The sequence below is a fragment of the Stenotrophomonas sp. 704A1 genome, assembly GCF_030549525.1.
GTDB classification, from domain to species: Bacteria; Pseudomonadota; Gammaproteobacteria; order Xanthomonadales; family Xanthomonadaceae; genus Stenotrophomonas; species Stenotrophomonas tuberculopleuritidis.
Map to the genome: position 1 here is coordinate 57103 of NZ_CP130831.1, position 17527 is coordinate 74629.

Sequence of the window (17527 nt, forward strand, 5' to 3'; positions counted from 1 at the left end):
ATGCCGCACCGCTCGACCCTGTTCCACTGCGTACTGCTGGCGGTGGCCGTGGCCGCTGGCCCCGCGATGGCCGCCACCGATACGCCCACCCTGCTGTTCCATGTCGATGCTGACAGCGGCCTTGAGGCAGTGGTGGCGCACGGGGAGGCGGTGCCGAACTTCCGCGACAGGATCGACATCGTCGACGACGGCGCGCGTGGCAAGGCGATCCAGTGGCAGGACGACGGCGTGCTTGCCTGGAATGCGCCCGGCAACATCCTCGCCCAGCGCGGCACCCTCGCCTTCGACTGGCGCGCGCGCTACGCAGTGGGCGCAGCACCGTTCGTGATCTTCCGCGTCGGCTATGCCGATCACAGCAGCTGGGACATGGCATGGCTGCGCATCGACTGGAACGGGCACGGCTTCGATGCGTTCGTCACCGATGCCAACCTCGCCCGTACCCGCGTGTCGTTCCGCATGGACACGCCGCCACGCGCAGACCAGTGGCTGCACCTGGCCTTTGCCTGGGACGAAGACCAGGGCGTGCGTCTGTTCGTCGACGGCCGCGAGGTGGCCCGCGCACAGACCACTGGCGATTACGATGCGGCGCTGGACCAGCTTGGCCTGGCCGGGCGGGTGATGGCGCCCTACCAGGTGCAGAGCCGCTACAACTTCCTGCGCGGCAGCGACTTCCAGCACATCCGCGTCTACGACCGGATGCTTGATGCTGCGGCGGTCAGCGCGCTCGCGCACGGCAGGGCTGCTGAAAGCGCCGTCGCCAGCGTTGCCGATGACCGCGCCTGGCGCCACCGTTTCGGCTGGGAGGGCGCGGCGCCACCGGCACTGACCGCCGCGCGCACGCGCATCCGCAAGATCGAGTTCGCCGACAGCCGCGACCTGAAAGCCTGGATGTGGAAGGCCACCGACGGCATCGCCGAAACCACCTGGCCCGGTGTCTACAACCGCTCGCGCCTGCCCGGCCGCAACGACTACTTCCAGCTGCCGGACTGGAACACCTATGTGGAGGGCGGCCAGCATCTGGACCTGACCCTGCCGGCCGGCGAGACCGTCAACCGGGTGGAGATCCGCGGCGCGGCGTTCGGCACCCTCGCCCACGGCCCCGGTCCCGCGCAGGCCACCCGGGTGCTGGCGACCCGCCCGCGCGGCGTGGTGCGCAGCGTCGATGACATTCCCGCGCAGCGCGGTGGCGTGCTGCGCTTCAGCAACGTCGAACAGGAAACGCCGATCCAGGAGATCTGGGCCTACAACGTGAGCGAGGGTGCCGAACCCGATGGCACGGTCAAGCAGACCTACCTCATCGACAGCCAGGCCCTGCCCGACTACACCAACCTGGATACGCTGCGCCGCTACATCAACGGCCGCTATCCGGCGGCCGAACGCAGCACGGTGATGGCCCTGCCCAAGGGCGCCGGCTCCCGCCGCCGCGGTGCCGACAGCCTGCCCGCGCATCCGCAGCCCATCGTGCACGTGCTGATTCCCTCCGGCGTGGGCGATGCCCCGGCCAACCAGCCGCTGATCCGCAGCTGGGCCTACAGCTGGGAGAACATGCATGACGGCCTGGATGGCGTGGCCATCGACCTTCCCGCGCTGGACCTGCCGGCCACGCACGCGGGGCTGATCCCGCTGAACATCCGCATCAAGGATCCGATCTGGCCGGCGCGCGACATGATCGATGTGTCGGTGTCGGTGCAGCCCGGGCAGCAGCGCACGCTGTGGCTGGACCTGCGCGACCGCATCCTCACCCCCGACAGCCTGTGGCTGAGCATCGCTTCGGCTGCGCCCGGCTTCGATGCGCGTGCACTCGACGGCGCGCAGATCCGCCTGGTGTTCAAGCCGCGCGCCGACGCGGTGAAGGAACACGTGGCCGACCGCTTCAACCAGGTGCGCGACAACTGGGGCTTCCTGGTGGAAGAGCACACCACGTCCAAGCGCCAGCGCCTGTACGCGCGCGTCCATGCGGACCTGAGCGACCTGCTGCGGGTCGACCCGGACCACGAACTCGGCCGTCTGTACTGGAACTACATCAGCTACAACAGCCAGGGCCGCCCGCCCTACAGCGCACCGGCCGTGCCCAAAGGCGTGCCGGCGTGGGCGTTCCACCAGGTGCAGGACCTGGCCCAGGTGCGGCAGTTCGTCGACTGGTGGATCGATGAGCGGCAGGTGGCCTACGGCGATTTCGGTGGCGGCATTTCCGATGATTCCGACCTGACCCAGCAGTGGCCGGGGCTGGCCTTGATGGGCGTGCGGCCGGAGCGCTTGAACGCCTCGCTGACCGCGCTGTCCGATGCGGTGTACCGCAATGGCATGTTCAGCAACGGACTGAGCACGATCGAAACCGACGAGCTGCACGCCTACGAGGAAGGCATCAACACCAACAGCGCCATGCTCTATCTCAACTGGGGCGATCCGCTGACGCTGGAGCGCCTGATGGAAACGGTGAAGGCCTTCGACGAGCGCATCATCCTGCGTAACCCGCAGGGCCACCTGCTGTTCTCCAGCAACTGGTTCGGCGGCAACACGGTCTACCGCGAGCCGAACTGGCAGTGGCAGAAGCCCTATTCGTTCCCGGTGCTGCACCCGGCGTTCCTGCTCGGCCAGTACAACGCCGACCCCACCGGCCGCCGGCTGGTGATCGGCCTGGCCGATGGCTACCTGGCGCACGCGGGCACCGACGACAAGGGCCGCTTCACCCTGCCCAACGAGATCCACTGGGCCACCGGGGCTACCCGTGGCGGTGAGCTCAACAACGGCTCTGGCGGTGGCGACACGATGCACACGTTCTGGGCGGCCTGGCGCTGGACCGGCGATGCGAAGTACCTGCAGGCGCTGGACTACCGCGTAGCGCGTGGCGGGCCCGGCGCACTGGCCAACCTGGGCGAGAACTACGTGGACGTACTCGGCCGGCAGCGCGACTGGTATCCGCTGCTGACCGCCGAGGCCGATGCGGGAAAGACCGGTTTCGCCAGCCTGATGGCCTGGCAGGCCAGCGGCGACAGGGCGTACATCGACGCACTGCATGCCGATGGCCTGCAGGCCAAGGTGCAACGTGCCTACATGAACACTGAAGGCCACTGGTGGTCGGACCGCGTGGATGCACCCAGCGAGTTCCTGCAGCGCGCGCGACTGGGCGGCATTGCGCTGAAGCGCAACCAGAGCTGGCCGGGACACACCGTCAGCTGGCGCTTCGACCGCGACGGTGCCGCCGAGCAGGTGGCCCTGCTGGTGCATGCGCCCTCGCGTGAGCGTTTCAGCGTGACCAGCCATAACCTGGGCGCGCGCACCATCGCAGCCGACATGACCGGCTGGAACGTGGCCAGCGGCACCTGGCGCGTGCGCAGCGGCGTGGATGCCGATGGCGATGGGCGCATCGATGGCACCGCCGCCGAACGCAGCGTGCAGCTGGAGACCAGTGTCCCGGTGCCGATGCAGTTCCGTCCCGGCCGCACCGAAGTGTTCGAGTTCGAGCGGATCAGCGCCGGTACGCCGGTGGAAATGCGTGCGGACCTGGGCATCGGCCGCGGCGATGTGCGGGTGGACGGGCGCCAGGTGCAGGTGACCGTGCACAGCCTGGGCCATGCCGGCAGCGGCGTGGGTGTGGCGGTGCTGGAGGATGCGCGCGGCCGCGAGATCGCCCGTACCGAAGTACCGGCGATGGCCGCACCGGCTGACCTGCAGCCGAAGACGGTGCAGGTTTCACTGCCGCTGCCCGCGGGCGAGCGCAGTGGCCTGCGTGTGCGCGTGGCGCTGGCCGATGGCGGCGAGGAAGTGACCCGGTTGAACAACGTGGCCGACGTGCCGCGTTGATGGGGCCCCGCCGGGCATGGCCCGGCGCTACCGATGGGCGCGCGTTGATGGGCCGCCGGGGATGGGGTGCCTGCAGGAGGCAGGGGTAGCGCCGGGCCATGCCCGGCGGGAGGCGGCTACGCCGCGTCGGTCTCCATCACCTTCACCCGGCGCTGGTACCAGCCATCCGCCAGCGGTTCGAACACCGCGCTGCGCTCCATCACGCCCTGGTAGACGTGCACCGATACCGCCACGTCCTCGTCGCTGGCATTGCGCAGCGTGTGGTACTCGTGCGGCGGGATCAGGCTGCCGGCGCTGCCGCGCTGACCGTACAGGGTGTCCTGCGCAGTGAAACGATGGCGCTCACCCTGCCGCTCCTGCAGCGCATACGGGGTGACGATCAGTTCGCCCTGCCAGACGCCTTCCACGCACCACATGGCATCGTGGTCATGCAGCGGCGTGCCCTGCCCGGGACCCCAGCACATGGCGATGACGCTGTAGCCCAGGGTCGGGCTGCGATGCAGCTCGCGGCGCGCGTAGTGGCCGTCCACCGGGCGTCGCACGCACGGCGGCAGCTGGATCGACGGATCAGCGATGGCCGCGCACAGCACGCGCTGCAGCGCGCTGGTGATCGCCCGCGGGTCGGCCAGGCACACCGCGCCATCAATTGCGGCCAGCAGCTGCTCGCGGCCCGGAAACGGCAATGATGTGGCGATCCTTCCCATGGCCCGACTCTAGCCGAGCAGGGTTAACAGAATGTTTGCGCGCCGCTGTCATCACTGCGTGCCGCGCTGCACGAACGGCACTTTTCCATACAGCAGGCGCTCCCCCGCGCGTGGATCGTCCACCAGCTGGCTGTGCTGGTCGAACAGCATCGTCTGTCGTCGCGGCAGCGTGTAGGGAGCCCAATGCGACATGGCGGCGTGATTGGGATCACCGCTGCGTGCGAATGCGATCAATGCCCCGCTCATCGTGGCGGCCAGTGCATGGGCCTGCGCGCCGCCGCCGGTGCGGGCAGCGGGCACGCCGGCATTGTCGAACACCAGTGGGATGTCCAGCGTGTGGAAGGCGCGCAGGCGTCCGTCCTCGACCGGTGATCGCCAATCGAGCTGATAGGCCCACGTCGGCGCCGCGCCCGTGGCCTGGCGCGCACGCGCATCCAGTTCCTCCACCGCGCCACGCCACGAGCGCCCTGCCGTGGTGGCGGCAAAGAACACCTCCGACGGCGTGTAGTGTGGATACAGGCGGCGATACGTGGCGATCACCGTGGAAGGCAGCAGGTCGACGAATTGCTGCTTCTCCAGCTGCGCCGGCAGCGTGTCCCAGGTCAGGGCGAAGTTGGCCGGATCGTTGCCGAGGAAGGCGCGGGTCTCATCGTGGGTGTTGCCGATCACCATCGGGATGCCCGCCGACTGCCGCGGCGCCTGTGGCCAGAACGGGTGGATCGGCAGTACCACCTCGTCCAGCACCGGCCCGAAGTAGAGCGATGTGTCCTCCACCCGCGACGGATCACGTGCGCGGGTCGCGGCGAGCAGTTCGTGGGGCGACATGCGCAGCAGCGCCGCCAGGTCGGGTGCGCCCACCGCCTGCATGGCAATCGCCGCCCGTTGCGCCGCGGCGCGCGGCCCGGCCGCCGTCACCTGCTGCCCGCTCATCGTCCACGCGCGCTGGAACAGGCCCTGCGCCGCCGGCATCGCCATCAGCGTGGCGATCTTGGCGCCGCCGCCGGACTGCCCGAACACGGTGATGTTGCCGGCATCGCCACCGAACACCGCCGCGTGTTCCCTCACCCACTGCAGCGCCTGCACCAGATCGAGCTGGCCGACGTTGCCCGATGCGGCATAGCGCGGGTCGCCCAGCGCACCCAGGTACAGGTAGCCGAAGGCATTCAGACGATGGTTGAGCGTCACCACCACCACATCGCCGCGCCGGCACAGCGCGCTGCCGTCGTACAGCGGATCGCTGCCGGAACCATTGTTGAAGCCGCCGCCATGGAGGTAGACCAGCACCGGGCGGCGACCGCCATCGCCCAGCGCCGGCGTCCACACATTGAGGAACAGGCAGTCTTCGCTGCCGGGACCCTCGGCGCCGCCCTGGGGAGCCGCCGCGCCGTACTCCAGCGCGTCGGCGATGCCACGCCAGGGCGCCTCGCGACGGGGCGGCTGGAAGCGGTAGGCGCCGGTATCGGCGCCATAGCGCAGTCCGCGGAAGACATGCACGCCCTGCTCACGCTGGCCGCGCACGCGTCCACCGCGCACGCGCACCCCCACCTGGCGGTCATCGCGCGGCCCGGGCGCCGCCGCCGCAGGCAACGATGCCACGGTGGCGGTGGCCAGCCCCCAACGCGCGCTGTCGCACAGGAAGCGTCGCCGCGTCAGGTCGGACGGTGCATCGCTCATCGCGTGCCCTCGTCGCTGCCCAGCCAGCGCTGCGCCAGCTGCGGCCACAGCGCCAGCGTCGAGGCGGGCGGCACGCGCATGCCGAATCCGTGCCCGCCGTGCGCGAACACATGCAGTTCGTGCTCGACACCGGCGGCCGCCAGCGCCTGTGCCATTGCTTCACTGTTGTGCACGCTGACCACGTGATCGTCGCTGGCGTGGATCAGCAGCGTCGGCGGCATGTCCGCACGGACCTGCGTCTGCATCGAGTACTGCGCTGCCAGCGGCGCATCCGGTTCACTGCCGAGCAGGCGCCCGCGCGACCCGCTGTGGGCATGCGCGCCCATGTCGATCACCGGATACACCAGCACCGCCCGTGCTGGCCGCGCGCTCAGCTGATCGATGGCATCGCGTGCCGGGTATGCCGCCAGATCAAACCCGCTGGCCAGCCGCGCGGCCACGTGGCCGCCTGCGGAGAAGCCCATGACCGACACGCTGTCGGCATCGAGTCCACGTCGCGCGGCCTGCTCGCGCACCACGCGCAGGGCGCGCTGTGCATCGGCCAGTGCGGCCTGGCGGTCGCGCCCCGGTTGCGGCAGCCGGTAACGCAGCACGAACAGCGTGTAGCCGGCACGCTCGACCCACTCCGGCACCAGCGCGCTGTCTTCCTTGTCGATCACCACGCGCTGGTAGCCACCGCCAGGAATCACCAGCAGCGCGCGGCCATTGGAACGGGCGGGCGCATGCACCAGCAGGTAGGGCGCATCGATGCGGTCAACGAAGCGATCCGGGTGAGCCGGGTCCTGGCTGCGCTCGACCACGCGCGGCGGACGCGCGGCGGCAGCCTCGCCGGGCACCTGGCCCGCCGGCCACAGCGGCAGCTGCTCACCGTCCAGCTCCCGCCCCAGCCGCTCACCGGCGCGCAGCGGCGTATCGGCGGCCACGACGGGGGCGGCCTGCAGCAGGCAGGCCAGCAACAGCACAACGGCGGAAAGGCGCATGGTGGGCAAGGCTCCGGCAAGGGGCAACAGGGTCGACGATGTCACCGCCAAGCGTCCGTGATGCGCTGCGGCTTGCACGATGACACCGGTTTACCATATACACCTCCTGCAGACGCTGTCGATGGGCAGTGCAACAACGCCAGAGGGAGACCGTTCTTGAGCAACGAACACGGCCTACATGGGCATACGCCGCCGCCGGACGATGCGGCCGCGATCGCCCACGCCTTCACTACCGCCCGCCGTGCCGGACAGGCCCTGCCCGGCTTCCCGGGCCAGGTGCCGCAGGACCTGGTGGCCGCCTACCGGGTGCAGGACCTGGCCATCGCCGGCTGGGACGACCAGGTGGTCGGCTGGAAGGTGGGCTACATCGCCGCCGAACGCCGCGATGCCTCCGGCGATGAGCGCCTGCTGGGCCCGGTGTTCTCCGGTCAGCTGAAAATTGCTACCGGTGGAACAGTGGACATTCCGGTGTTCGTCGGCGGCTTCGCAGCGGTCGAGGCGGAGTACGTGCTGGAGCTGCTGGACGACGCGCCGGCCGCGCAGCTGCACTGGACCCCCGAGCAGGCCGAGGCCCTGCCGGCGCGCCTGTACATCGGCGTGGAAGTGGCCAGCAGCCCGTTGGCGACCATCAACGAGCTCGGCCCGCGCGTGGTGGTGTCCGATTTCGGCAACAACAACGGCCTGGTGCTGGGGCCGGAGATCGCCGACTGGACCGCGCGCGATGAAACCGCGCTGCGCGCCGAGACCCTGATCGAAGGCGAAGTGGTCGGTAGCGGCGGCGCCACCCGCCTGCCCGGTGGCCTGCGCGCGGCCTACGCCTTCGCGCTGTCCCGTTCGGCGCTGCGCGGCCGTCCGCTGCGGCGCGGTGACCTGATCGCCACCGGCAACGCTACCGGCATCCACGACATCCAGGCAGGACAAACGGCGCTGGTGCGCTTCGCCGGCGTCGGCGAGATTGCCTGCAGGGCGGTGCCGGCGGGCTGACCGCCGCCGGTACCGGTGAACACGCGCGGGAGGGCGCAGATGATCACACGACGACACTTCCTGGCCACCGGCGCTGCGGCGCTGGCCACCCCGATGCTCGCGGCCTGTGGCCGCGGGCCTGCCGACGCCGTCGATGGCGGCCAGCTGCTGACCGCCACCGACGTACATGTGGCCGACTACCCCACCGTGACCGCGGTGAAGTGGATCGGCGAAACGCTGCAGCGCGAAACCCACGGCCGCCTGCGCCTGCGCCAGTACCATTCGGGCCAGCTCGGCCGCGAATCGGAAGCGATCGACATGGCGCGTTTCGGTGCCATCGACATCACCCGTGTGTATGCCGGCGCACTGAACAACGCGTTCCCGCTGACCCAGGCGCTGTGCCTGCCGTACGTGTTCGAATCGGTGGCGCACCAGCGCGCCGCACTGGACGGGGGCATCGCCGAGTCTGTACTGCGCGGCTTCGAACGCCGCGATCTGGTTGGCCTGGCCATCTACGATTCCGGCGCGCGCTGCTTCTACAACACCCAGCATCCGATTGTTTCGCCGAAGGACCTGCACGGCCTGAAACTGCGCGTGGCCTCGTCGGACATCTTCATCCAGCTGATGCGCCTGCTGGGCGCCAATCCGACGCCGATGTCGCTGGGTGACACGTTCTCCGGCATGGAGACGCACATGATCGATGGCGCCGAGAACAACATGCGCAGCTTCCACTCCAGCCGCCACTTCGAAGCCGCCCACTACTGGTCGCAGAGCGATCATTCCTATGCGCCGGACGTGCTGCTGATGTCGCGCGCCAGCTTCGAGCGCCTGCAGCCGCGCGACCGGCATCTGCTGCTGGAGACCGCGCGCGCGTCGGTGACGGTGATGCGCCAGCAGTGGGATGCCTCGGAAAGCGCTGCGCGCAGTGCGGTGCTCGAGTTCGGGGTGAAAGCCAACGAGGTGGACATGCCCGCCTTCCGCGCCGCCGCCCAGCCGCTGCTGAAGCAGTACCTGCAGCAGCCGGACATCGCCGCGCTGGTCGACCGCATCCGCGCCGCCTGAGGACACCGCCATGACCGAAACGACGACGCCCGAAACCGGGCCCGGCCAGCGCCTGCTGGACCACATCGCCGACATCGCCATCTACTGCGCCGCTGCCGCCCTGCTGGGGCTGGTGGTGGTACAGGGCTGGCAGGTATTCGCCCGCTACGTGATCAACGACTCGCCCAGCTGGACCGAGCCGGTCACGCTGCTGCTGCTGGCCACGGCGATGAGCCTGGGCGCAGCCTGCGGCGTGCACACCCACCGCCACTTCGGCTTCTACCTGCTGCACGCCTACCTGGGCGCCGGCCTGCGCCGTGCCGTGGATGTGCTGATCCAGCTGGTGGTCGCGGTGCTGGGCGGCTTCATTGCGTTCTGGTCGGCAGAGCTGCTGCTGGATGGCCTGGACATCAGGACCGCCGGCGCCCCCCTGCCGCAGAGCATCAACTACCTGCCGCTGGCGGTGGGTGGAGCGCTGATGCTGCTGTTCGCGCTGAACCGCGCGTGGAAAGCGCTGCAGGCCAGCGCCCCCGGTACCGATGACGCTGAAGGAGATCGTTGATCCATGGGCATCACGCTTCTGTTCTCCGTGTTCGCCGTGCTGCTGCTGCTGGGCGTGCCGGTGGCCTATGCACTGGCCGCTGCCGCGCTGGCCACCCTGCTCTACCTGGACATTCCCAGCATCGTGCTGGTGCAGCAGATCTCCGCCGGCACCGGCTCGGCGTCGTTGATCGCCATTCCGCTGTTCATCTTTGCCGGCGAGATCATGATGCGCGGCGGCATCTCCGAGCGCCTGATCGCACTGGCCTCGTCGCTGGTCGGCCGCCTGCGCGGTGGCCTGGGCCAGGTGTCGATCCTGTCGTCGCTGTTCTTCGGCGGCGTCTCCGGTTCGGCCATCGCCGATGTCTCGGCGGTGGGCGGTACGATGATCCCGCAGATGGTCAAGCGCGGCTATGACCGTGACTTCGCGGTCAACGTCAGCATCACCGCCGCGCTGGTCGCGCTGCTGGTGCCGCCGTCGCACAACCTGATCCTGTTCTCGGCCGCGGCCGGTGGTGGCCTGTCCATTGCCGATCTGTTCGCCGCGGGCATCGCGCCGGCACTGCTGATGACCGTGGTGCTGATGCTGACCGGCTACGCGGTGGCCCGCCGCCGCGGGTATGGCGTGGAAGTGTTCCCCGGCTGGCGCGCGGTGCTGCTGCGGGTGGTTTCTGCCCTGCCCGGCCTGGGCCTGGTGGCGCTGATCTTCGTCGGTATCCGTGCCGGCATCTTCACCGCGGTCGAAAGTGCGGCCATCGCCGTGGTGTATGCGCTGCTGGTGACCACCGTGCTGTACCGGCAGCTGCGCTGGCGCGAGTTCTTCGACACGGTGATCCATGCCGCGCGCAGCACCGGCGTCATCCTGTTCGTCATCGCCACCGCCGCGGTCTTCGGCTGGCTGCTGGCCTACCTGCAGGTGCCGGCGGCGGCAGTGGCGTTCCTGCAGTCGTTCGCACACAGCCAGTTCATGGTGCTGCTGATGATCGTGGTGATGCTGCTGCTGCTGGGCACGTTCATGGACCTGGCGCCGATGATCCTGATCTGCACGCCGATCTTCCTGCCGGTGGCCCGCGCCTACGGCATCGATCCGATCCACTTCGGCCTGGTGCTGGTGCTGACCGGCGGTCTCGGTCTGGTCACCCCGCCGGTGGGCTCGGTGCTGTTCATCGGCACTGCCATCGGCAAGATCAGCGTGGGGCAGAGCATGCGCACCATCTGGCCGTTCTGGTTCGCCGCACTGGGCGTGCTGCTGGTGGTCACCTTCTTCCCGTCGCTGTCGCTGTGGCTGCCCGCCGCGCTGCGCGCCTGACCGCTGGAGGCGATCCCATGACACCGACGCTGCACCGCGCTGCCGCCCCTGCCCTGCTGGCCCTGCTGCTGGCCCTGCTGCTGGCCGCGCTGCCTGCGCTGCCTGCGCGGGCGGCCGAGCCCGCCGCCGCGCACTGGACGCGCGGCATCGAGCACCAGCGCCAGGCCGACCTGGGCAACGGCATGTTCCTCAACCCGGTGCTGGCCGGCGACCGGCCCGACCCGTCGGTGCTGAAGGACGGTGACGACTACTACCTCACCCTGTCCTCGTTCGACGCCTATCCCGGCCTGCCGCTCTGGCACTCCCGCGACCTGGTCAACTGGCAGCCGCTGGGCCACGCGATCACGCAGAACGTGGGCGCGATCTGGGCGCCGGACATCGTCAAGCACCAGGGCCGCTACTTCATCTACTTCCCGGCCCGGACCGGCGAGCGGCGCAGCAACTTCGTGGTCTGGGCCGACGACATCCAGGGCCCGTGGAGCGCGCCGATCGACATCGGCCTGGGCGGCTACATCGATCCCGGCCATGCCGTGGGCGAAGACGGCAAGCGCTACCTGTTCCTGAGCGGTGGCGACTACGTGCAGCTGGCCGACGACGGCCTGAGCGTGGTCGGCACGCCGAAGCACGTCTACGACGGCTGGCGTTACCCGGAAAGCTGGGACGTGGAGGCCTACGCGCAGGAAGGGCCGAAGATCCACTTCCGCGACGGCTGGTACTACATGACCACCGCCGTGGGCGGCACCGCCGGCCCGCCGACCGGGCACATGGTGATCACTGCGCGCTCGCGCTCGATCCATGGGCCGTGGGTGAATGCGCCCAACAATCCGATCACCCGCACCCGTTCGGCAGCCGAACCGTGGTGGTCGCGCGGCCATGCCACGGTGATCGAAGGCACCGACGGGCGCTGGTGGATGATGTACCACGGCTACGAGAACGGCTTCTGGACGCTGGGCCGGCAGGCCCTGCTGGAACCGATCGAGTGGACCGCCGACGGCTGGTTCGTGGCCAAGGGCGGCGATCTCGGCCAGCCGCTGCGCAAGCCGGCCGGCCAGGCACTGGCCCCGCACGGGATGGCACTGTCGGATGACTTCCGCGGTCGTGCACTCGGCCCGCAGTGGGCCTTCTTCAACCCGGCCGCGGACGAAGCCCGCCGCCTGCGCTTCAGCGGCGACGGCCTGGTCATGCAGGGCAAAGGCAGCGCGCCGCGCGATGCCTCGCCGCTGACCACCATCGCCGGCGACCCCGCCTACCAGTTCGAGGTGGAGCTGGAGATCGCGCCCGGTGCAGTGGGGGGCGCTCTGCTGTTCTACAGCGACCGTCTGTACGTGGGCGTGGGCAGCAATGGCGAGGCGCTCGTCATGCACCGCTACGGCGAGGAGCGCCCCACCCGCTTGGCGCCCGGCACAAAGGGCGGCAAGCTGTGGCTGCGGGTGACCAACAACCGCCACATCGTGACCTTCCACACCAGTACCGACGGCCAGCACTGGCAGAAGTATCCGGTTCAGATGGAAGTGTCCGGTTACCATCACAATGTGGCTGGCAAGTTCCTGGCATTGAAGCCGGCCCTGTATGCGGCCGGCGACGGTGCGGTAACCTTCCGCAGCTTCCGCTATCGCGCGCTGGATTGAGCGCGCGCTGGAATCCCCAGACTTATCGGGTTCACTACATGTCAGTGCGCAACAAGAACGATGCCGCCACGCCGGCATTGGCGAAGGGCAAGGCCGCCACGATCAACGACATCGCGCGACTGTCGGGTGTTTCCAAGAAAACGGTTTCAAGAATCATCAACAACTCGCCGCTGGTGCGCAAGGACACGCGTGACAAGGTCGAGGCGCTGATGCGCGAGGTCGGCTACACGCCCGATCCGCTGGCCCGTGGCCTGGCCTTCCGCCGCTCCTTCCTGATCGGCATGGTCTACGACAACCCCACCGCGCAGTACATCGTGGACATGCAGTACGGCGCGCTGGACGCGCTGCGCGGCTCCAGCTTTGAACTGGTGGTGCACCCCTGCGACAGCCGCAGCCCCGGCTACATCGACGGCGTGCGCCGCTTCGTGCAGCAGCAGAAGCTGCACGGCGTGATCCTGGTGCCGCGTGCGTCGGAGGACCAGGCGCTGGCCGACATGCTGGACGAGATCGGCTGCCGCTTCACCCGCGTGGCCGCGCTGCCGCTGGATGACACCTCGCAGATGGTGGTCACCCACGACCGCGATGGCGCGGCTGAAGCGGCCGACTACCTGCTGTCGCTGGGCCATCGCGACATCGCCCTGGTCACCGGCCCCAGCGCGTACCGTTCGGCGCACGAGCGTACCGCCGGCTTCATCGATGCGCTGTCCCAGCGCGGCATCGAGCTGCCCAAGGACCGCATCATCGAGGCCGGCTACACCTTCGAGTCCGGTGTGGCGGCGGCGGAGAAGCTGCTGCTGGGCAAGCGCCGCCCGACGGCGATCTTCACCGGCAACGATGAAATGGCCGCCGGCATCTACAAGGTCGCGCTGCGCGCGGGCATCAACATCCCGCGCCAGTTGTCGATCGTCGGCTACGACGACAGCCCGCTGGCCTCGCGGCTGTGGCCGTCGCTGACTTCGGTGCGCCGGCATACCCGTGATACCGGCCGTACCGCCGCAGCGATGCTGATCCAGCCGGACGGCCAGGCGGCGCTGCAGATCGCCAGCGTGCGCCCGCACCTGATCGTGCGCGATTCCTGCCAACCGCCCGAGGACTGAGCGCTGCGCGGCAGGTGCGGCAGGTCACGACCGTTGGGCGTGACGCGCCACCTGCCCCATTCACCCATCCACCGCGCCCTGCCCGGTACACCCCGCTATCGTGCGGCGCAAAATGACACCGGTTACCACCAACGCTAGAATCCGTCGTGAACCGTGCCGGGGCCGAACCATCGGCCCGCCCCCAGCTCTGGAGAAGCCATGTACTGCAAGACCCACTACGCCACCCATCCCGACGCCATCAAGGGCGCCAGCAATGACCAGCTGCGCGAGCTGTACCTGCTTGATGGCCTGTTCAATGCCGATGCGGTGACCCTGAAGTACACCCATTACGAGCGCTTCGTGCTTGGCGGTGCGGCCCCGGTCACCGGCCCGGTATCCCTGCCGAAACAGACCGAGCCGGCCTCGGCCGCCGGCCATCCGTTCCTGGAGCGCCGCGAACTGGGCGTGATCAACGTCGGCAGCGGCACCGGTACCGTCACCGTCGACGGCACCGTGTACACGCTGGGCCCGAAGGACGGCCTGTACGTGGCGATGGGCAGCAAGGAGGTGGTGTTCGCATCGCAGGACGCCGCCAACCCGGCGCAGTTCTACCTGGCGTCGACTCCGGCCCATGCGCGTTTCGAAACCAGGCAGCTGTCGATCAAGGACGCGGTGGCACTGGAACGCGGTGCGCTGGAAACCAGCAACGAACGCACCATCTACCAGTACATCGTGCCGGCCACCTGCCCGTCCTCGCAGCTGCTGCTGGGCCTGACCGTGCTCAAGCCGGGCAGCGTCTGGAACACCATGCCGCCGCACCTGCACGATCGCCGCAGCGAGGTCTATTTCTACTTCGACCTGGGCGACAACGACCGCGTCTACCACTTCATGGGCGAACCGGACGCGCAGCGCCACATCGTCATGCAGAACAACGAAGCGGTGGTGTCGCCGCCGTGGTCGATCCACATGGGTGCCGGCACCAGCAACTACGCCTTCATCTGGGCGATGGGCGGCGAGAACCTGGACTACACCGACATGCACGTGCTGGACATCTGCCAGCTCAAGTAAGCCCTGCCCGGCCGCCGCGCACCGCGCGCTGGCGGCCGGCGCCGCACCCCCGCTCGCCCCTACCAAGGAACGCATACGCAATGGCTAATCCCTTCAGCCTGGAAGGCAAGGTCGCTCTGGTCACCGGTGGCAATACCGGCCTGGGCCAGGGCATCGCCGTGGCACTGGCCGCCGCCGGCGCCGATGTCGCCGTGGCCGGCATCGCCCCGCCCACCGACACCATCGAGAAGATCACCGCGCTGGGCCGCCGCTGCCTGGCCATCGAAGCCAACCTGATCAGCATCGAGCCGGTCGCGCGCGTGGTCCGCGAAACCCTCGAAGGCCTGGGCGGGCTGGATATCCTGGTCAACAACGCCGGCCTGATCCGGCGCGCCGATGCGGTGGACTTCAGCGAGCAGGACTGGGACGACGTGATGAACGTCAACATCAAGTCCGCGTTCTTCATCTCGCAGGCCGCAGGCCGCCACTTCATCGAACAGGGCCGCGGCAAGATCATCAACATCGCCTCGATGCTGTCCTTCCAGGGCGGCATCCGGGTGCCGTCGTACACCGCCAGCAAGAGCGGCATTGCCGGCATCACCCGCCTGCTGGCCAACGAATGGGCCGGCAAGGGCGTGAACATCAACGCGATCGCACCGGGCTACATGGCGACCGACAACACTGCCGCGCTGCGCGCCGACGAAGCGCGCAACCAGTCGATCCTGGACCGCATCCCGGCCGGTCGCTGGGGCACGCCGGATGATCTGGCCGGTGCGGCGGTGTTCCTGGCGTCGTCCGCGTCGGACTACGTGAACGGCGCGGTGTTGCCGGTCGATGGTGGCTGGCTGGCGCGGTAACCCGGCAAGGCAACGAACGGTGGGTGCGGACCCTGGTCCGCGCCGCTTTCGCAAAGCAGCCGAGCATGGCTCGGCTCTACAAGGGCCTGGCCATGCGCACCCTGTTGCTGTTGTTGTTGCTGCTGACATGCACCGCCGTGCAGGCGGCCCCGGTACGCGTGTTCATTGCCGGCGATTCCACCGCTGCCGAGTACGGGTCCGAGCGTGCACCGCAGGCGGGCTGGGGCCAGGCGCTGCAGAGCTACCTGGACCCGGCACGCTTCGAGGTACACAACCATGCCAAGGGCGGGCGCAGCACGCGCAGCTTCATCGACGAAGGGCGCCTGGAGGCGATCGCCAGCGAGATTCGCCGCGGTGACGTGCTGCTGATCCAGTTCGGCCACAACGATGCGAAGTTCGAGGACCGCACGCGCTACACCGATCCTGACAGCGACTATCCGCGCCTGCTGATGCGTTTCGTGCAGGTGGCGCGCGACAAGGGCGCCACGCCGGTGCTGGTGACCCCGGTGGCACGGCTGCTGTACGACTTCGGTTCACTGCTGGACACGCACGCGCGCTACACGCGGGCGATGCAGCAGCTGGCGGCGCGGGAGCACGTCGCGCTGATTGAACTCAACGACCGCAGCACGCGCTGGATCCGCGCGCTGGGCGAGCAGGGTGCACGGCCATACTTCCTGTTCGTGCCCGAGCAGAACAAGGCCGACGGCACGCATTTCAGCGTGGCCGGTGCCAATGCGGTGGCCTGCCTGGTGCTGCGCGAGGCGGTGCCGCTGCTGCCCGCGCTGAAACCGGCGCTGGTGCGTGACATCGACTGCGACGTGATGGGCGCAGGGCAGGGCGCCGATGCGCAGCGGCCCTCGCAGGTGCTGCATGAAGACACGGTTGCACGCATGCAGCCCGGCCCGCATGGCGGTGCCGGGCCGACCACCGCGTATCCGTTCTTCGCCGATGCTCCGGACCTGCCGTTCGTGCTGCGCAAGCGCGTGCTGCACAAGGGCGCCGGCATCGGCCTGCACCCGCAGCACAAGGATGAGATCTACTACATCGTCAGCGGGCAGGGCAGCTACGTGCTGGACGGAAAACAGTACGACGTGCGTGCGGGCCATGCGCTGCTGACCCGCCCCGGCAGCACGCACGCGCTGCAGCAGGTGGGCGACGAGGATCTGGTGGTGTTGTTGGCGTACCCGCGCAACTGAACGGCAGTCGAGCATGGCTCGACTCCACAAGGGGGGCAGGGGTCATCGTTGTTCAACCGGCTCCGGGCCGAAGTGCGCCAGCCCCAGCCGGGCCAGATCTTCCGGGCGCTCGAAATAGGCTTCGTCAAAGGCGTGCAGGGCGGCCTGCTCCTGTTCGGTCATTGCGCCGTACAGGTCGGTCAGTTCCTTGATTGCCGGGTCATCTTCCAGCCGGTCCAGCAGCCCGCGCATGCCGGCCAGGATCGCGTGGGTCTGCACCGCGCCCATCGCCTGCAGCGCCCGCAGCGCCAACTGGCAGGTCGGGTCACCCCAGTTGCACAGGAACTGCATGAAGCCGCCGTTGTTGATGTCCGCTTCCATGCGCCACAGCGCCACCAGCTGCTGGTCTTCATCGCACAGCGCATCCAGCGACCAGGCCGCAGCCTTCAGGCGCGCCAGCGCCGCCTCGTAGCGGTCGTCCCAGACCTGGTTGGGGATATCGACCACGCCGTGCTCGCGCGGCGCCAGCAGCGCAGGCCAGTTCACGCCAAGGCCGTTGGCCGTGGCAACCCACTGCGCGCGCTGTTCGGGTGTGGCCTCGAACAGCGCAGGTGCCCAGCGCAGCGGCTGGCGCGTGCGGCGGCCATCGGCCAGGGTCAACAGGATGAAGTCGTCGTTGAAGGCGACGTCGGTTACGCGCAGCGAAGCAAATGCATCAGTCATGCCGTG

The 17527-nt window shown here is 69.0% G+C and carries 14 protein-coding genes; 10 read left to right on the plus strand and 4 right to left on the minus strand.

What is annotated here, in order from left to right; genetic code table 11:
- Nucleotides 1-3804: a LamG-like jellyroll fold domain-containing protein gene (locus Q5Z10_RS00240; protein ID WP_303637364.1), complete on the plus strand. Its 3804-nt coding sequence runs from the start codon at nt 1-3 to the stop codon at nt 3802-3804.
- Between the two features lie 116 nt (nt 3805-3920).
- On the opposite strand, the gene Q5Z10_RS00245 is transcribed toward Q5Z10_RS00240, so the two are convergent.
- The 3 genes from Q5Z10_RS00245 to Q5Z10_RS00255 are packed head-to-tail and all read right to left on the minus strand — an operon-like array spanning nt 3921 to nt 7144.
- The gene (locus tag Q5Z10_RS00245; protein ID WP_303637365.1) at nt 3921-4508 is read right to left on the minus strand and encodes a cysteine dioxygenase family protein; all 588 of its coding nucleotides are present in this window, start codon (nt 4506-4508) and stop codon (nt 3921-3923) included.
- 51 nt (nt 4509-4559) lie between these two features.
- Entirely contained in the window at nt 4560-6182 is a 1623-nt protein-coding gene (locus Q5Z10_RS00250) for a carboxylesterase/lipase family protein (RefSeq protein ID WP_303637366.1), read from the minus strand.
- The gene (locus Q5Z10_RS00255) at nt 6179-7144 is read right to left on the minus strand and encodes an alpha/beta hydrolase (protein ID WP_442758964.1); all 966 of its coding nucleotides are present in this window, start codon (nt 7142-7144) and stop codon (nt 6179-6181) included. Before Q5Z10_RS00255 ends, Q5Z10_RS00250 begins: the two co-directional genes overlap by 4 nt.
- A gap of 174 nt (nt 7145-7318) precedes the next feature.
- Between Q5Z10_RS00255 and Q5Z10_RS00260 the strand changes: the two genes are divergently transcribed.
- The 9 genes from Q5Z10_RS00260 (at nt 7319) to Q5Z10_RS00300 (ending at nt 16819) form a co-directional block, all read left to right on the plus strand.
- On the plus strand, nt 7319-8146 hold the full coding sequence (locus tag Q5Z10_RS00260) for a 2-keto-4-pentenoate hydratase (RefSeq protein WP_303637368.1): 828 nt from the start codon (nt 7319-7321) through the stop codon (nt 8144-8146).
- 39 nt (nt 8147-8185) lie between these two features.
- Nucleotides 8186-9187 carry a TRAP transporter substrate-binding protein gene (locus Q5Z10_RS00265; protein WP_303637369.1) on the plus strand — a complete coding sequence of 334 codons (1002 nt, stop codon included), beginning with the start codon at nt 8186-8188 and terminating at the stop codon, nt 9185-9187.
- A 10-nt stretch (nt 9188-9197) separates the two neighbouring features.
- Nucleotides 9198-9728 (plus strand): TRAP transporter small permease, encoded by a 531-nt coding sequence (locus Q5Z10_RS00270; protein ID WP_303637370.1) that lies wholly within the window; start codon nt 9198-9200, stop codon nt 9726-9728.
- Nucleotides 9729-9731: 3 nt separating this feature from the next.
- Nucleotides 9732-11015 carry a TRAP transporter large permease gene (locus Q5Z10_RS00275; protein WP_303637371.1) on the plus strand — a complete coding sequence of 428 codons (1284 nt, stop codon included), beginning with the start codon at nt 9732-9734 and terminating at the stop codon, nt 11013-11015.
- A 17-nt stretch (nt 11016-11032) separates the two neighbouring features.
- Nucleotides 11033-12643, plus strand: a complete 1611-nt coding sequence (locus Q5Z10_RS00280; RefSeq protein WP_303637372.1) for a family 43 glycosylhydrolase — start codon at nt 11033-11035, stop codon at nt 12641-12643.
- A 38-nt stretch (nt 12644-12681) separates the two neighbouring features.
- Nucleotides 12682-13740 (plus strand): LacI family DNA-binding transcriptional regulator, encoded by a 1059-nt coding sequence (locus Q5Z10_RS00285; RefSeq protein ID WP_303637373.1) that lies wholly within the window; start codon nt 12682-12684, stop codon nt 13738-13740.
- A 198-nt stretch (nt 13741-13938) separates the two neighbouring features.
- Nucleotides 13939-14787: a 5-dehydro-4-deoxy-D-glucuronate isomerase gene (gene kduI, locus Q5Z10_RS00290; protein WP_303637374.1), complete on the plus strand. Its 849-nt coding sequence runs from the start codon at nt 13939-13941 to the stop codon at nt 14785-14787.
- Nucleotides 14788-14867: 80 nt separating this feature from the next.
- The gene (kduD, locus tag Q5Z10_RS00295) at nt 14868-15623 is read left to right on the plus strand and encodes a 2-dehydro-3-deoxy-D-gluconate 5-dehydrogenase KduD (protein WP_303637375.1); all 756 of its coding nucleotides are present in this window, start codon (nt 14868-14870) and stop codon (nt 15621-15623) included.
- Between the two features lie 92 nt (nt 15624-15715).
- On the plus strand, nt 15716-16819 hold the full coding sequence (locus tag Q5Z10_RS00300) for a GDSL-type esterase/lipase family protein (RefSeq protein WP_303639239.1): 1104 nt from the start codon (nt 15716-15718) through the stop codon (nt 16817-16819).
- Between the two features lie 42 nt (nt 16820-16861).
- Here Q5Z10_RS00300 and Q5Z10_RS00305 read toward each other — a convergent pair whose 3' ends face one another.
- Nucleotides 16862-17521, minus strand: coding sequence for a DMP19 family protein (locus Q5Z10_RS00305; protein WP_303637376.1), 660 nt, complete (start codon nt 17519-17521; stop codon nt 16862-16864).
- Between the last annotated feature and the right edge of the window lie 6 nt (nt 17522-17527).

Excerpts from the sequence above, each read along its gene's own strand:
- Q5Z10_RS00240 (WP_303637364.1), top strand. The coding sequence starts at position 1 with ATGCCGCACCGCTCGACCCTGTTCCACTGCGTACTGCTGGCGGTGGCC.
- Q5Z10_RS00245 (WP_303637365.1), bottom strand. The coding sequence starts at position 4,508 with ATGGGAAGGATCGCCACATCATTGCCGTTTCCGGGCCGCGAGCAGCTG.
- Q5Z10_RS00250 (WP_303637366.1), bottom strand. The coding sequence starts at position 6,182 with ATGAGCGATGCACCGTCCGACCTGACGCGGCGACGCTTCCTGTGCGAC.
- Q5Z10_RS00265 (WP_303637369.1), top strand. The coding sequence starts at position 8,186 with ATGATCACACGACGACACTTCCTGGCCACCGGCGCTGCGGCGCTGGCC.
- Q5Z10_RS00270 (WP_303637370.1), top strand. The coding sequence starts at position 9,198 with ATGACCGAAACGACGACGCCCGAAACCGGGCCCGGCCAGCGCCTGCTG.
- Q5Z10_RS00275 (WP_303637371.1), top strand. The coding sequence starts at position 9,732 with ATGGGCATCACGCTTCTGTTCTCCGTGTTCGCCGTGCTGCTGCTGCTG.
- Q5Z10_RS00280 (WP_303637372.1), top strand. The coding sequence starts at position 11,033 with ATGACACCGACGCTGCACCGCGCTGCCGCCCCTGCCCTGCTGGCCCTG.
- Q5Z10_RS00285 (WP_303637373.1), top strand. The coding sequence starts at position 12,682 with ATGTCAGTGCGCAACAAGAACGATGCCGCCACGCCGGCATTGGCGAAG.
- kduI (WP_303637374.1), top strand. The coding sequence starts at position 13,939 with ATGTACTGCAAGACCCACTACGCCACCCATCCCGACGCCATCAAGGGC.
- kduD (WP_303637375.1), top strand. The coding sequence starts at position 14,868 with ATGGCTAATCCCTTCAGCCTGGAAGGCAAGGTCGCTCTGGTCACCGGT.
- Q5Z10_RS00300 (WP_303639239.1), top strand. The coding sequence starts at position 15,716 with ATGCGCACCCTGTTGCTGTTGTTGTTGCTGCTGACATGCACCGCCGTG.
- Q5Z10_RS00305 (WP_303637376.1), bottom strand. The coding sequence starts at position 17,521 with ATGACTGATGCATTTGCTTCGCTGCGCGTAACCGACGTCGCCTTCAAC.